The organism is Salinimicrobium sediminilitoris, from assembly GCF_020866905.1.
GTDB classification, from domain to species: Bacteria; Bacteroidota; Bacteroidia; order Flavobacteriales; family Flavobacteriaceae; genus Salinimicrobium; species Salinimicrobium sediminilitoris.
The window spans coordinates 167826-183244 of the sequence record NZ_JAIVCC010000016.1; the positions used below are offsets into that span (position 1 = coordinate 167826).

10 protein-coding genes are annotated in these 15419 nt (G+C 41.2%); all 10 read right to left on the reverse strand.

Annotated elements, in window-relative coordinates; translation table 11 throughout:
- Nucleotides 1–112 precede the first annotated feature (112 nt).
- The 10 genes from LA313_RS14440 to LA313_RS14485 all read right to left on the reverse strand — a co-directional run bounded on the left by LA313_RS14440 (nucleotide 113) and on the right by LA313_RS14485 (nucleotide 14775).
- Entirely contained in the window at nucleotides 113–514 is a 402-nt protein-coding gene (locus LA313_RS14440) for a hypothetical protein (RefSeq protein WP_228916222.1), read from the reverse strand.
- A 261-nt stretch (nucleotides 515–775) separates the two neighbouring features.
- Nucleotides 776–1894 (reverse strand): DUF6544 family protein, encoded by a 1119-nt coding sequence (locus tag LA313_RS14445; protein ID WP_228916224.1) that lies wholly within the window; start codon nucleotides 1892–1894, stop codon nucleotides 776–778.
- A 225-nt stretch (nucleotides 1895–2119) separates the two neighbouring features.
- Nucleotides 2120–3160, reverse strand: coding sequence for a Tll0287-like domain-containing protein (locus LA313_RS14450; protein WP_228916226.1), 1041 nt, complete (start codon nucleotides 3158–3160; stop codon nucleotides 2120–2122).
- Nucleotides 3161–3255: 95 nt separating this feature from the next.
- Nucleotides 3256–3480, reverse strand: a complete 225-nt coding sequence (locus LA313_RS14455) for a YgaP family membrane protein (protein ID WP_228916228.1) — start codon at nucleotides 3478–3480, stop codon at nucleotides 3256–3258.
- Nucleotides 3481–3526: 46 nt separating this feature from the next.
- Nucleotides 3527–3832 (reverse strand): hypothetical protein, encoded by a 306-nt coding sequence (locus tag LA313_RS14460; RefSeq protein ID WP_228916389.1) that lies wholly within the window; start codon nucleotides 3830–3832, stop codon nucleotides 3527–3529.
- A gap of 401 nt (nucleotides 3833–4233) precedes the next feature.
- Nucleotides 4234–7479 carry an efflux RND transporter permease subunit gene (locus LA313_RS14465; RefSeq protein ID WP_228916230.1) on the reverse strand — a complete coding sequence of 1082 codons (3246 nt, stop codon included), beginning with the start codon at nucleotides 7477–7479 and terminating at the stop codon, nucleotides 4234–4236.
- 120 nt (nucleotides 7480–7599) lie between these two features.
- Nucleotides 7600–8682, reverse strand: coding sequence for an efflux RND transporter periplasmic adaptor subunit (locus LA313_RS14470; protein WP_228916232.1), 1083 nt, complete (start codon nucleotides 8680–8682; stop codon nucleotides 7600–7602).
- A gap of 237 nt (nucleotides 8683–8919) precedes the next feature.
- A complete protein-coding gene (locus LA313_RS14475) occupies nucleotides 8920–10236 on the reverse strand; it encodes a TolC family protein (RefSeq protein ID WP_228916234.1) in 1317 nt (438 codons plus the stop codon).
- A gap of 556 nt (nucleotides 10237–10792) precedes the next feature.
- Nucleotides 10793–12715 (reverse strand): UvrD-helicase domain-containing protein, encoded by a 1923-nt coding sequence (locus LA313_RS14480; RefSeq protein WP_228916236.1) that lies wholly within the window; start codon nucleotides 12713–12715, stop codon nucleotides 10793–10795.
- Nucleotides 12697–14775, reverse strand: a complete 2079-nt coding sequence (locus LA313_RS14485; RefSeq protein ID WP_228916242.1) for an ATP-dependent nuclease — start codon at nucleotides 14773–14775, stop codon at nucleotides 12697–12699. The genes LA313_RS14480 and LA313_RS14485 overlap by 19 nt, the downstream gene beginning before the upstream one ends.
- Between the last annotated feature and the right edge of the window lie 644 nt (nucleotides 14776–15419).

Sequence of the window (15419 nt, forward strand, 5' to 3'; positions counted from 1 at the left end):
TTCTATAGTTTCTCTGAGGTGATGTAGAATAATGTTCAATTTATGTAAATCTATTAATTTCAGTGGGTATTCTGCCGTTGGAAAATAATATAAAGCAACGGTAAAGGAATCTCTATTTGGGCCTATCGTACAATTCGTAAAAAGATTTCTGGTATATCATCCAGGGGGTGTCACCCAATATCAAATCTCCATTTGCTGAAATCTGAAAAATCAAATCCCTGGAAAACTCGTATGTTTCAGGTGAGGATTCTACGATTAATTGTCCGTTTTTTATATAGAAGGTAGTGGTGTAGAGAATATCTGTGACCATAATCTCAACTTCAGAATCACTGATGATCTCTAAGGTCTGGGCACAATTCATGAAATATTTCTCCCAGGAAGCTTCACATTCTTCACGGGTATCAAAGAGTAAATTAGCGTACTTATTGCCAACAAATTTTTCCTCCAGGTTATCCTCTTTAGAACATCCTGTGAAAACTAAAAAGGAGAACAGAGCTATAAAAAGACGTTTCATAAACACATTTTATTATTAAAGATCATTGTTTGTCACTGTTACCCCCAGTCGACCAGAAGCAAAATGTTTTTTAACCAGCACAACTAAAGAATGTTTTTATAAATCTATAAAAATCTTACAGTAAATTAACTGCATATCAGGGAAATAAAACATGTAAGGTGCTGAAAATGACATTTTGGAGAAGAAATTTTCTGGTTTTTTTCAGCCCATCTGGAAGTTACTGCCAGATAATTGTTGCAAATAATTTTAATAAGATTGTTATTAAATTTTTTTAGAGTTTTTGACCGGAGCTTTGACATTGTAGTCAATGTTTTTAATGTCCAGTTTCAACCAGGTCCAGTCTTGGTTTTCCAGCTTCCAGGTGGCAGTCATTTTCGACGGAACCCTTATGTCTTCAAAACTTTTATGTTCCTGCACTTTTAAGACCCACGGGTAACGTTTGGCATCGGCTTCGTTACCCTTAAATCGCATTGCTGAAAATATGGTGAAGTCTCCGTCGCTATTGAAAGTAAAAGTACCGCTGCCTTTGGTGCCCATATAATCCAGTGTAGCAATTGCTGTACAGTCATTCACTTCTTCCCAACTTACGTGCGGACTAAGGGCTAGAGTTGGGAGCCACACCATTTCCCCCAGATATCGCTGCAGGCTTCCCTCGTCAAGTTTCTCTCCTTTTTCATCCACCACATTCACCAGTCCCTCCAATTTGATCAACATTTCCCCTTTTCCTCCTTCGAATTTATCCCTGCCTTTGAAACCGATAAGACTGTTCATCCTTGCATCTACACTCCAGATAAATGCAGGGACATCTACCGTGGAATATTGAACTGCAGTTGCCTGTAGCCATTTCTCCTGGCCGGGCTTCATTTTCATTTTAAGATCTTGCAGAATTTTGCCATTACTTATAAAAGGTTTCCCGATGATCCCGGAATGGCGGAGCCATTTTTGTACGGGTTGAGGTAAGCCTTCAAGATCCTTTTTAGAAACTACTTTTTCATTAACTACTTTATTCCCGTAAAGGATTCGGTTAGTATCTGTCTGCACCATCTTATTAAAATTGTAGGAGCCAAGGGAAACGATTGCCACAACAAGAATAATAAGATTAGGAAGGGTGGCTGCTTTGGCATCTTTCCAGTAGAGAATTACAAGCACCTGGGAAACAACCACAGCTATAAAAGCGAGAAGCCAGCTGAATTTATAACCGGTCCACCAGGAAATTCCGTATACCAGGAAGAGGAGCCCTGTCGCCAGCCAAATTAGGCCTACAGGTTTAGAAATTGTAAGACTGAGTTCTTTTATGTCAGCAATGCCGAAGCCTTTTAAAAATCCCAAAAAATGGATTAGACCGTGTAAAATTATAAGTACTAAAAAGGCAATTCTCATGGAGTGATTTTTTCTGCCAATCATAAGCCGATTGGCTGCTACCTTTTGCTGTATAAATTTATCAAATCTTTACTTGTTACAACTGGGATTGATATTATTTATTCAGTAAAAAACAATTAAGAAGAGGCAACCAGCAGGAATTTACCAGGCAAGGAAATGATATAATAAAAAAAGCCCCTCCAAAAATGACATTTTTGAAGAGGCTCAAAGGAAGAATTTTTTCATCTACCTCCTGTTCTCAAATTCAATCATCCAGATCCCGCGCACCTCATTTTCGGAATAACCTATCGCCTTGTCCTGCGGATAAAGTTTCAGGATCTTTTCTTTTACCTGCGACTCAATGTCCCCTGGCTTTCCGTGGCATTGCAGGCACATGCTGTTGGTGACTATAGGATAATAGAAGCGGGTAGTACCATTTTCAGGAATCAAGACCGGCTGCGGATCTTTACCTGCGTTTAACTGTGCTGTGAAAAGATCAATGATTTCTGCTTCTTCGGGAGTGGCTTGATTCTGCGGATTCCGGTACTTGTCTGAAACCCTTTGCACAGAGGCGTTGTACTTTTCTGCCATGGAAGCGGTGAGCGGGAGTGCTTCGACATTGCAGAATTCCAGAGCATGCAGAGTCCCTTCTTTCTGAATTGCCTGCATAAGGTTCTTACCCAGCAGCTGTTTGGTTTCCAGCGCGATCTCCAGCCCTTTATCTGCCGGATTCTGCCGCTGCATACCCATTCCTCTGCCCATCTTGCCCGGACCTTTTCCCTGTCCCATTCCTTTTCCCATTTGTTGGCCCTGCTGGCGATACTGGCCTTTCCCGGGGCCCTGTTTCCAATGTTCGGCGAACCATTCGGGTTCTTCGATCTGATATTCATATAGATATTCAGCGATCTGTTCAACGGCCCCATCTGGAAATTCCTGGTACGGCATAAGTCCGAAGCGGTTAATTGCTCCCCGCATTTGGGATTTTTCTGCAGATGGTTCATCCACAAAGGAGACGATTTGTTGTACAAATTCCTCCCGGGACGGTTCACTCATTAAATAATGCGCTTTTACCGCAGCCATAGGTGGGCCAATCCTGCCTTCATTCATAGGAGCACTTGGACTATGACAGGTATAACAGTAGGTCTCCATTAGCTTTTTACCAGGATGCTCCTGCTGTGCGGTTGCAATTTGCATTTCAGCTTTTGCAGGTGTAGTGTAGTCTGTCTTCTTTTCCTGGCAGCCGGCGAGGAAAAAAAGAGCAAAAACAGGAAGGAGGAGATTTTTCATAAGAAATGATTAATCAGATAAATGTATGAATCTGCCTGTTCCCTTAACATGCTATTTGTCATGTCCGGGAAATTTCAGCTGTACCTTTTAAAACCCTATGCTTTTGAACGGGAATCTTTCAAAGATGTCTGTTTCTCATCCTTTATCCCGAATTTCTTCAGAATGTCCTCCATCAAACACCAGCGGGTCATTGAAGATTGCAATAAGTTCACCCCCACAAAGGCTGTAAACCAAAGCCAGTTGATGTTTACATATACTGCCAGTAAAAGGCTTATCAAAATAAATGTTCCGGCGATGCCGCGTATGACTCTGTTTAGCATAATCTTTAAATTTTAGTGTTAATTGTTAATTGATCATTGTTCATTGTTAGATCGATTGTTCTATAGGTACTACCACCGCGCGAACGGGGTTATTGGTCTCCAGTTTATTATTGAATTCCCGTACATGATTAAAGAACTCGGTGATCTTCTCCTCATCTGTAAAAGAGAAAAACATGGAGGACTCGTTTCCTCCTTTTTCCCCGGGGAACCAGCTTTGAGTAGCGATTAGGGAATTCGTGTTTTTGTAGCCGTCAATTTCCGAAGAACTGAAGGCTTCGATTTTAGCTTTTTTGAATAGTTTCAGAACATCCTTCTGGTATTCGGAAACTGTAGTGACTAATAATAGTTTCATCATTATTGGTTTAAGGTTCAAAGTTTTCGGTTCTCAGTTCTCAGTTTTCGGTTCTCAGTTTTTGGTTAAGGATTTGTCCTAAATCTCTTTTTTCGTTTTGCCCCGTCCTAAAGGGAGCCGAAAAAAGTATTTTGATAAAAAGTTTTTATTTTTTCATTCCTGCGTACTTTTAAACACGTACTTCGTTTAATCCCCGGCCCCCAAAAGGGGGAGGAGGGGATTTTTTTAACTTTTTAAAGACAACTGTTGCAACCGGGGCAGATCTCTCGTCGCATCTCCTTTCTGCCGAAAGAAGATGCTCTGTCGAGATGACATCGTGCAAATTTTAGAGTCTTCAAGTCACAACCCGCAACCCGCAACCCGCAACTTGCAACCTGCAACCTGCAACCTGCAACCGTTATTTACTCAACTTTCTCAGTTTCTCTTTCTTCCAAAACCTCCGGTTTCTCCTCCCTGTCCTCATACTTCTTTCTCTCGATCATGTAGTACACCAACGGCACTACCAGCAACGTAAGGAAGGTGGAGACTATGGTTCCTCCCATCAGAGATATTGCGAGTCCCTGGAAAATTGGGTCGAAGAGGATCACGAAGGCTCCTATCACTACCGTACCTGCAGTCAAGAGGATAGGAGTGGTCCGTACAGCTCCGGCTTCGATCACCGCCTGCTTCAACGGAATTCCATCTTCCAATCTCAGATTTACAAAGTCGATGAGCAGCACCGAGTTCCGCACCATGATCCCGGCCAGCGCGATCATCCCGATAAAGGAGGTGGCGGTAAAGAAGGCGCCCATGATCCAGTGGCCCAGCACGATCCCTATCAGCGATAGCGGAATAGCTACCATCATCACAATAGGAGCTCTAAAGTTCTGGAACCAGCCTACGATGAGGATGTAAATGATCACGATCACTCCCAAAAATGCGATCCCAAGGTCACGGAATACTTCTAAAGTGATCTGCCACTCTCCGTCCCATTTCACGGTATAGTCATCTTCGTATTGTGGCTGACCCATATACAGGTCACTGATCTCATAACCTGCCGGCATATCAATTTCCTTCAGCTTATCTTCCATTCCGAGGATAGCATACACCGGACTCTCCAGTTCTCCGGCCATATCGGCCAGCACATAAACCACTCGTTTCTGATTCTTACGATAGATGCTCTTGTCCCTTATAACTTCCGTCGGCGTTACCAGATCGGCTATTGGGATCATTTGACCACTTTGGGAAGCGATCTGGATATTCATGATATCCTCAACCGAAGATTTTTCCTCTTCATCCAGGGTCAGCACGATACCCACTCTTTGGGTAGCTTCTTCATCATAAAGCTGCGTAATGGCTCTTTCCCCCATCGCAGAGTTCAGGGTATAAACGATCTGCTGGGGAGCAATGCCATTGAGCATGGCTTTTTCCTTATCTATTTCGAATTCGTACTCTTTTTGATCGGCTTCGACCATCCAGTCTATGTCCACCACGTCCGCTGTGTTATGAAGGATAGTCTGGATACTGTCAGCAAGTGCGATCTGTGTCTCATAATCGGGTCCGTAGACTTCCGCGACTATGGTAGACAATACCGGAGGTCCCGGAGGAACTTCCACCAGCTTGATGTTGGCACCATATTTATCTCCTATCGCCTGGATATCCGGACGCAGCAGTTTCGCGATGTCGTGACTCTGCAGGCTTCGGTCGCCTTTAGGAAGCAGGTTCACCTGAATATCGGCAGTGTTGCTCGCTCCGCGCAGGTCATAGTGACGTACGAGTCCGTTGAAGGTGATAGGGGCAGAGGTTCCAATGTAAGTCTGGTAATTCACTACCTGCTCGCTTCCGCTCAGGTATTGACCTATCTCTTTAGTCACTACCGCTGTTCTCTCTAGAGTTGTTCCTTCAGGCATGTCTATGACCACCTGGAATTCATTCTTGTTATCGAAAGGCAGCATTTTCACGGCCACATCTTCCGTAAAGAACAAGGCAACAGATCCCAATAGAAGGACAATTGTAATTCCGAGGAAGGACCAGCGGATCTTTTTATTATCGATAAGTGGTTCTTCAAAGCGCTTATAGATACGGTAGATCATGGAATCTTCAATCTTCTCTTCAGGCTTTTCAGGTGCTCCTTTTTTGGTCTTTTCCCTAAGAAAAATAAATCCAAGGTATGGCGTGATGGTAAGTGCCACGAATAGTGACAGGATCATCGCGATAGAAGCTCCAATCGGCATCGGACTCATATAAGGCCCCATCAGTCCGCTTACGAAAGCCATCGGCAGTACCGAAGCAATTACCGTAAAAGTTGCAAGGATAGTTGGGTTCCCCACTTCGTTGATGGCATAGAGCGCAGCCTGTTTAAACGGCAGGCGTTTCATCTTGAAGTGCCGGTGCATATTCTCGGCAATAATGATCGAGTCATCCACCACAATACCGGTAACGAATACTAGTGCGAACAAGGTGATCCTGTTCAGGGTGTAATCCAGCATATAATAACTCAGCAGGGTAAGGGCAAAGGTGATAGGTACCGAAAGGAATACTACCAGTCCGCCGCGCCAGCCCATTGCCAGCATTACCACAAGCGTTACTGCTATGATCGCACCTATAAGGTGCAGCAATAGTTCCCCTACTTTGTGCGAAGCAGTTTCCCCGTAGTTACGGGTTACTTCCACGTGCACATCTTCAGGAATTAGGTTCGTTTGCAGGTGTTCCACTTTTTCAAGGATCACATCGGCGATCTTCATCGCATCGGCTCCTTTGCGTTTTGCTACAGATAATGTCACCGCAGGATATTCCCCGGGATATTCCGAAGCACCTATTGCCTGTCCAAATCCAAAATTCACGTAAGATTTAGAGATCTCAGGCCCATCCTGTACCGTGGCAATTTGCTTCAGGTACACCGGTTGCCCGTCATTCACTCCCACGATGAGGTTCTCCACATCCTGTGGGGATTCCAAAAAGCTTCCGGAGCTAACCAAAACTTCACTGTCGTTACGGTCAAAACTTCCGGAGGAAAGCTGTTGATTGGAAGCCTTTATCTTTTCAGAAACTCCGAGAAAATCCACTCCACTGGCAGCCATCCTGTCCTTGTCGAGCACCACGCGCAGTTGCCTGTCACGCCCCCCAATAGTGTTCACAATAGAAACATCCTCGACCTTTTCGATCTCATGCCGCAGCTCGTTGGCCATTTGCCGAAGCTGGTAATCATCATAATTTTCGCTCCACAGGGTGAGCCCCAGTACCGGAACATCGTCAATAGCCCGGGTCTTCACCAGCGGCTGACTCACATTGGGCGGGAACTGGTCCATGTTCTTCATGAGCTCGTTGTAGAGTTTCACATACGAACGTTCAATATCCTCGCCCACGTAGAACTGCACGATCAACATTCCCTGTTCCTCCATGGAGGTAGAGTAGACATACTCCACACCCGGAATGTTGGAAACCATCTTTTCCAGGGGTTTGATAATACGCTGTTCCACCTCGGTAGGGCTGGCACCCGGGTAGCCAACAAAAATGTCGGCCATGGGCACATCGATCTGCGGCTCTTCCTCGCGTGGAATTAAAAATGACGCGTACACACCCACGATCATGAACACGATCATGAGCAACACCGTCAATTTCGAATTTATAAAGCCTTTGGCAATCTTGCCTGCTAATCCTTCTTTCATATTTTCTATGGTTCTTTGGGCGTTTCCCCACCTTCGCTAAAGCTTCGGTGGGGTCAGGCTTTCGGCGCTATCTCCCTTCCTCCGGTCGGGAGGATAACTGCCTCAATCCTTAACGCATCTTTACTCCTTTACACTAATTTTTGCTCCGTTGAACAATTTTCCGTCTGCCGAAACTATATAGGCCTCATCGGGATTGAGCCCGCTAAGAACTTCTACACGGTCTCCGTATGTTCTTCCAAGTCTTAGCCATCTCAGCATCGCGGTATTCTGTTGACTCACGGTATAAACTCCTTTCAGGTCGCCTCGGGTCACAATTGCTTCTGTGGGGATCATTACCGCTTCAGCAGTGTTTTCCTGCTTCTCTACCGGAAATCTCACTGTAGCATACATCCCCGATTTCAAATCTGCTTCAGTATCTTCAAGAGCTACTTTCACCAGGTATTGTCCGCCGGTGTTACTGGCCGAAGTACTAACTTCCGCCACGGTGCCGGGAACAGTCTGCTCAACAGACTTTACAATGACGTCCACTTTGGTTCCTGTTTCTATCCTTGAGATATTGGACTCCGCAACTCTTGCGGTTACTTCAAAATTCCCCGGAGCTTCTACGGCTAAAAGCGGCTGACCCGGATTGGCCATAGTACCTTCCTCGGCAAATTTGTTAGTGATGACTCCGCTAAAGGGAGCACGTATGTTCACATAGGCGAACTGGGAGTTCACCTCATTTCTCATTTGTTTGGCTGCTTCAAGTCTGGCCTGAGCCATTTCAAAACGGGCGGTCTGGTCATCCATCTCTTTTTGGGAAGCCGACTGCTCTTCGAAAAGGGCCTTAAAACGCTCGTAATCTTTTTTAGCATTATTGTAGGCGGCTTCAGCTTCGGTGATTCCGGCGTTTACCTGGGCACGTTTGGCCTGCAGGTCAGAGTTGTTGATGGAAACCAGTAACTGGCCTTTTTCCACCTTATCTCCCACATTTACGTGAATATCATCGACAAAGCCCATCATACGGGTACTCAGGGTGGCGCTGTTTACCGCTTCAATTTGTCCGCTGGCAGTGAGAAAACGGTCTCCCGTCCCCGATGGTGTTTCCACCTGCACGGGCACTACCGGCCCCTCATTCACTGCCTGCTTTTTATCATCGCTGCCGCAGCTCGTCGCGAATAATCCCAGGGAAGCTAATGCTATTGTGTATATTGTTTTTTTCATTTTCTATGGTTTGTTGTTCGTTGTTTCTTGTTTGTTGTTCGGAGTTTTGTACTCTTCACTCCCTTTTTCCCCCCGCCCGATAGCTATCGGGACTAAAGGGGGAGAAGGGCATTGTTATTCTAATTTTATTTTCGTTTCCTATTTACCTCTCGACTCCGCTTGAGGTGACACGTTGGAGCTTGGAATTTGGTGTTTGGTGCCTGGAATTTTTCCTGTCCACTGTCCACTGTCCACTCTTTATTCAATACTACTCGTTAAAAACTCCACATACGCTAATGCGTAATTATATTCATACACCGTCTGGTAATACTCCAGTCGTTTTTCAGAAAATTGTGTTTCGGCGCCTAGCAGGTCCGTGGTTTTTTCGAGGCCTTGCTCGTATCGGTTGTTGCGAATTCGCAGGGCTTCTTTGGATTGTTCCAGTGCCAGCCTGGTAAGGTTCAGTTTGTTCTCTGCATCCCTAAGGGCACGGGTGGCGCGGTTTAATTCCAGCTGACTCTGTTGTACGTGTTGTTGGAGTTCTAGTTGTGACTTTTCAAATTCAGCTTTGGACTCCTGTGTTTTTCCGAAGCGCTTGCTTCCGTCAAAAAGATCCCAGGTCAAAGCGACTCCTGCGAGATAACCGGTGGCATCTCCCTGGAAGATCTCATCATCATAAAGCTCATAACTTCCGAAGGCATTAAGTCGGGGCAAAAATGACATTTTATCGGCCCTGTACATTTTCCTGCGGGCCTCGGTAGCCAGTTCCATCGCCCGTATATCTGCACGGTCGCCGGGAAGGGCTGGTGTGGAAACGGAATTTATTTGTACGCTTAGGGAATCCTTTGGGACCAATACCACATCAAGGGAATCTCCCATTAGGAACATGAGGTAATCACCGGCGTTTTTGACATTGCTCCTGGCGTACTGCAGCTGATTATCCACCTCGGTCACGCGGACTTCCACCGCGAGCACGTCACTCTGTTGCAGGTATCCCTGCTTAAAATTGTTTTCTGCCAGCCTCAAGTTGGCCTGTGCTGTTTCCAAAGCCTGCTCCAGTACTGCTACCGCTTTATGGGCCAATTGCAGCTGCATATAAGCTTTGTTGGTTTCCAGTTTCATATGGTCCCCGGTTCGCACGCCTTGCAGTTCTGTAGCCTGCATTTTGCTCTTTGCAGCGCCTCTTTGGTAGATCCCGTCAAGGTTTACCAGAGGTTGCTGAACTTCCACTTTGGTAGCGAAATTGTCGATACGATCGGGATCATTGAGCCTTGCCGGATCAAAATCGCTTTGGGTGACGATCTCCTGGTTTAGCTTTGACCCGAAAGCCATTAATGGATTATTGGTGGTCATCCCGGTGTGGGATGCGCTTATGTTAGGTAAAAAGACCGCATTGGTCTGCCGGTATTGGGCACGGGCTGCCAGGAATTCCTGTTGGGAGATCTTTAGCTGGCTGTTATTCTCCTGTACCCGTTCCTGGACTTCTTCTTTCCCAATGGTAACTGTCTCCTGTGCCGAAAGCATCCAGGAAAAAAGTATTGCCGGAAGTAGAAAGATAAGTTGCTGTTTCTTCATTTCTTAAATTTTATGGTACAAAAGTACTCTCAGAATTGGGCGTGGTCAGTAACCATTGTTACCAAGTGTTAAAACTCTCCCGGAAGTTTATTTTAATAGGAGAGGAGGATCGAGGGGGGAAGACGGTGACTTAGAAGCTGTGATATTTCATAGGCCTCCTTTTAAAGCTCCTTTAAAGGTCTGGACTTTTTTGAAGAAAAAGAATGACATATGTCAGCATGCCGGAGTAGAATTGCGGCTGCACTTTGAAGCTAAAGTAATCTTAGAGAAGGTGGTGGGCAGTAAGAATGGTTAACTGCCGGTGTGGGATTAGTTATAGAAGGGGTGTCAAAAATGGGTTTTTTGGCGTGGGGATATTGGGAAGGAGATTTCGGGCCTGATTAGGTGAGATTTCTAGTATTTGTCAACGGTTTCAATTATCGCAAGTTGGCGGATTTGGGGAGGAGGCTTTGCCGACTTAGACTTGGTTTGTTGGTGAATTTAATTATTTTCTTACTAGCGGTGCCGTCTATTTGCGATGAATAGTTGTTAGCTGTAGGCCATTACTCATTACTCATTACTCAATACTAATTACATTTTCAACTCCAAACCAGTCTTTAGCTTTTACTATAACTTCATCACTTGGACTATGAAAGAAAACTGCTAAATTTTCTTTGGCTCTCGTACAGCAAACGTAAAATATCTTTTGTGTTCTATCCATTACAGATTCAGAGGCTGTGCCTAAAAACATTTTTTCAAAATTGTAATTATTCCAACCACCATTATCGAGAAGCACTAGGATATTGTCCAATTCTGCTCCTTTAGTTTTATGTTGTGTTGAAAAGGGTGTTTGCCCTTCTAAATATTCATATAACTTTTGAAATTCGCTAAATTTGACATCTTTCACACGATTATACAAATACTCCTTTTTCTCTTTAAAATCATTTAGCTTATCATCAATAATACAAATACCCTTCTCATTAGCATCAGTAATTACTTCCTCAATTGTCTTATCGCCTACTGCAATGAGGCTTTCAATATTTTCTTTTAAAGTTCTTTTGCTGGCTATGCTAGTAATTTTATAACGAAAATCTGTTGCTCTCAAAAACTCGTTATATCTCTTATTTTGATATAAGGAAATATTATTTTGAATTTTGAATAAGTGTTTAATCAAACTATCTCTTTTTGAGTCTTTCTTATTCTCATCATCCTCATCTTGTTTTTTATCATCAAGCAGTTGGTCCTTATCAACGTAGATTTTTGAAAATTTAGAGTAATTTAAAGTTTTGGCATAATTGAACAATTCTTCATTATCATCAATAAAGGCTTGCATAGTATTAGTAGGACTTACTTTTTTCAAATCCGGCCCTGTTTTTCCTTGCTGTAAAGTATTAATTACTTCCCCAAAACTATTTTCAGAAAAATCTGTTGAAATTCCTTTGTCTTTTATGTAATTTTTAATTCTGTCTTTAAAACTTAAAATATGATCTTTGTCGTAAATAAGCATTAATGATTTAAAACCCGCTTTTCCAGCTATTAAATTGTGGGTAAGATTCAGTTCCTTTGTATCTTTTGAATTTTTAAAATCCCAACCATAATTTACTTCCAGAAATTTTTCAACTTTACTAATATCATTATCATTAGAATGCAAAAACAATAGAGTACCCGGCTTTACTACACCTTCTTCCATATTGGGTGCATTGGGATCGGTAGAAGGTTCTTGAGTAATCCCGTCAGTCCGAAGTTTATTTGCCAAATCAATAATGAGTTGGGGATTTCTTCTATTTTGTTTCTTTGCAATTTTCTTAATTACATCATCATCATATGCATCTAAATTCCCGACAGTATCTGGATAAATGTTTTGCATAGCATCCCCAAAAAAACCTATTATATTTTTCCTTTTACTTTTTTTAAAATGAGTTAGGAATGTTTCCACAACCATCCCACTAGTATCTTGATACTCATCTAAAAAAATGAATTTGTATTTATCTTTTACGACACTATTAAGTTTAGGGTATTTCTGAAAGAGATAATTTGCAACAATAATTAACTCATCATGAGAGATTATACCTTCTCTTATCCTTACAAATTCTTTGTATTTTATTTTTTCTTCTAGGTCATCAAAAAAATTATCTGGTACAGGATTTAAATCATTAATTTTTATTCTAGTAATATTTTCATCGTTTGCCAGTGTTATAATAGCCTCTTTAAGCTCTTTTTGAAAGTGCTTAATGTTATCCCATAGGAAGTCGTGGATGGTTGATACATTAAGGTTTTTGTGATTTACTCTTTCTTCGATTTCCTTTACTGCGGCATTAGTGTATGTCATACAGGCAACTTTAATAGTTGGATTTTCAGCTATTACCTGACGAATAACACTTACCAAAGAGTAAGTCTTACCACTTCCTGCACCTCCACTTAGAAGAAAGTTTTTCCCATCATCAATTAATTTAAAAATTTCCCGCACTTCAGGCTCTAACTCTAATCTTCCTTCAACCATAGTAAGCCATTTTTGATGTACTCTGGAATATTCCAATTACTAAAACTCTCATTGCTATGATATAAAATATCTAATGCAAAATGAGTTTTCTTTTTAATACATGAATCAGCTAACACATAGGCATTTGCACCATCATCAAATAACTTTCTATTTTGTAAGCCTCTAAATTCATCTTTTTTGCCGTCTATAAACGCTCGATTTATATGAATAAAAGCATCTTCAAAGCTCCTTGCATGATAATTATCTTCTTCTTGTTGATAGCATATACAAACGTTAGATGACCCAACAAGGATTGTTCTATCAGGAACTGGCAGGGCTTTTAAATTATTCCAAGTAATTTCTTTTAGAAAATGATTAATTGCCGAATTACTTGTTTTTGTACCCTCATTAACAGGACAAGCACCCCAAACGTCTTGTCCTTTCTCGTTTTGTTTTATTACCTTGATAGCATCAATATCCGTTAGAACCAAAGATTTAATTCCCAAAAACTCGATAAACTTCTCAAAGATTTGTGAATAAGCCCCAACTTCAATGGTAGATATATTCTGTGACAATAATGGAAGAAAGTCATCAGCTTTCCCTTCTGCTTTTAATCGTTCTTCTTCCTCAATATCAACTTTTCGCATAAAAGTCGGTATCAAAATTCTTTCTGTATCTCCTTCGATAAGAACCGCTTTGTCTGCAAAGAATATTTTTGCCCTGCTTATGGTTAAATATTGTTTAAGGAATTGGTATTGATTTGGGTCGGTATCATATTCTTTTTTTAAATCGATAAGATTTTTTGATACAACATTATTTTTATCTTCACTTTTTAAGTACTTAATATCATTGAAATCACTATCGGCAACTATGTGAGATGAATGTGTAGTTATTATATACTGCAGAGGTCTATTTATTCCATCTTCTCGTTCAACACCTTCTGCAAGCAAAGTTTTGATATTTTTTATAAAAACATATTGCATTTGAGGATGGGTATGGGCTTCTGGCTCCTCAATCACAAGTAAATTAATATCCGATGGTTTCTCATCTTTTTTTCTTTTAAATTCTTGTCTAAGTATTTCAATTTCAAAAATCATACTTATCAAATTCATATACCCAAGACCATTGTATTGTTCGGGCAGTTTATCAATATCGTGATTATAAACTACAGTGGTGTTGCCTTCTAGTAGATCTCGATGTTGAAGTGTAGAGATTATATCTATAGTTGTTTCATTAAGTTTTACACCTCCAAAAGTGCTCACGTTTTTTACAACATCTTTAAACAAGTCAGAATAAATGCTACTCAATTTTAAATCAGTTTCTGATAGCTGGTCTATAAAATCTTCTGTCGCCTGGACTTTTTCTTCACTATCTTCATTCTTATTGTATAAACTAGAAGTTTGTCTAGAAAGAGTATTGTCTCTATCCTTATTTGTCACGTCCCTTCTCGCGGGAATATGTTTAAATGAGATTATATCAGAGATACTAATTTTCTGCTCAACTAAATCTATGTATTTTTCTTCATTGACTTCATTTCTGGCCAAAACATAATCAAAAGACAATTTCCGAATAGTAAAATATCTATTCAATCTTTGCTTTAAAAAATTTTTAATATCTCTTGCTATAGTTTTAGTTCCGCCCTCTACCTTTTTTTTCTCTTCTACTGCAAAACTATTGTAGTCTGTTCTTAATTCTAAATACTTTGAATATGTAAGAACATATTCAAAACCCAATACAATATTATTATTATCAGGATCTAAATCCATCAAAACTCGACTAACATTAGATAAATCATCTTCATCATCATATTCTATAAAAATTTTTAATTTGAGTCCTTTAGCAGAAAAATCTTCAGGAGGATCAGATAATTTTATTAAGTCTTCCAACTCTTTTTTAAAGTCAATATTAAAATCATCATAAGTGAACTTGGCTTTTTCGTTTAAGAATTTATCTAGAACCGAAAGAATTGATGTTTTTCCTGTATTATTTTTTCCAATAACTAAGGAAAGTTCTTTTTCCAAATCCATAGAAAATCTTTTTAGTAACCTGAAATTCTCAACTTCTAATTTTTTTATTTTCATGATTTTAAATATTCCTAGATGATTTTACGGCTTACAGCAAACGTCCTATATCACTTAAATCCTCAGTTATTATCGAATTCAGCGGCGGGATAACAGCAGGATTTGTGGTTCTTCCGTAAATCTATTAAAATTCTGTTAAAGGAAGTTACGGGAAACCGTAAAATCAACGACCAATTATCAATGAACAGTGAACAGAAATTCTTCTTGGCCGGGAGATTTTTCTGTCGCCCAAAACCTTATTGAAAATGACATTTTTGGCACCTTTTCTTTGTGAGCTTAGTGTGAAAGTAGTCGGGAGACTTTAGACGGTAGTCAGTAGTTGAGATTTGACTACGTCGAAGCTGCGCTTTCTCAGTCGCAAAAAAGCTCCTTCGAAATGACATTTTGAGCAAATCCCAAATTACAAGTACCAAATACCAAAATTGATTTGAAAATGTGAGGGTTTGAAAATTTGAAAATGAGAGGAAGAGGAGTATGATTAAAAAAAATATCTGTGCATCCGTGGCTTTTTAAATAGACGAGAGACGGTAGGAGGTAGTCGTAGTTGAGATTTTTAAGTCCCAAAAAAGCTCCTCTGCCCGTCCGGCAGGTGGGTTCAAAATGACATTTTTAGCCCTCAATATAAATCCACTCTCGCGTCGCAG

Excerpts from the sequence above, each read along its gene's own strand:
- LA313_RS14470 (WP_228916232.1), bottom strand. The coding sequence starts at position 8,682 with ATGAAAAAAACAATATACACAATAGCATTAGCTTCCCTGGGATTATTC.
- LA313_RS14485 (WP_228916242.1), bottom strand. The coding sequence starts at position 14,775 with ATGAAAATAAAAAAATTAGAAGTTGAGAATTTCAGGTTACTAAAAAGA.
- LA313_RS14450 (WP_228916226.1), bottom strand. The coding sequence starts at position 3,160 with ATGAAAAATCTCCTCCTTCCTGTTTTTGCTCTTTTTTTCCTCGCCGGC.
- LA313_RS14455 (WP_228916228.1), bottom strand. The coding sequence starts at position 3,480 with ATGCTAAACAGAGTCATACGCGGCATCGCCGGAACATTTATTTTGATA.
- LA313_RS14480 (WP_228916236.1), bottom strand. The coding sequence starts at position 12,715 with ATGGTTGAAGGAAGATTAGAGTTAGAGCCTGAAGTGCGGGAAATTTTT.
- LA313_RS14445 (WP_228916224.1), bottom strand. The coding sequence starts at position 1,894 with ATGAGAATTGCCTTTTTAGTACTTATAATTTTACACGGTCTAATCCAT.
- LA313_RS14475 (WP_228916234.1), bottom strand. The coding sequence starts at position 10,236 with ATGAAGAAACAGCAACTTATCTTTCTACTTCCGGCAATACTTTTTTCC.
- LA313_RS14440 (WP_228916222.1), bottom strand. The coding sequence starts at position 514 with ATGAAACGTCTTTTTATAGCTCTGTTCTCCTTTTTAGTTTTCACAGGA.
- LA313_RS14460 (WP_228916389.1), bottom strand. The coding sequence starts at position 3,832 with ATGAAACTATTATTAGTCACTACAGTTTCCGAATACCAGAAGGATGTT.
- LA313_RS14465 (WP_228916230.1), bottom strand. The coding sequence starts at position 7,479 with ATGAAAGAAGGATTAGCAGGCAAGATTGCCAAAGGCTTTATAAATTCG.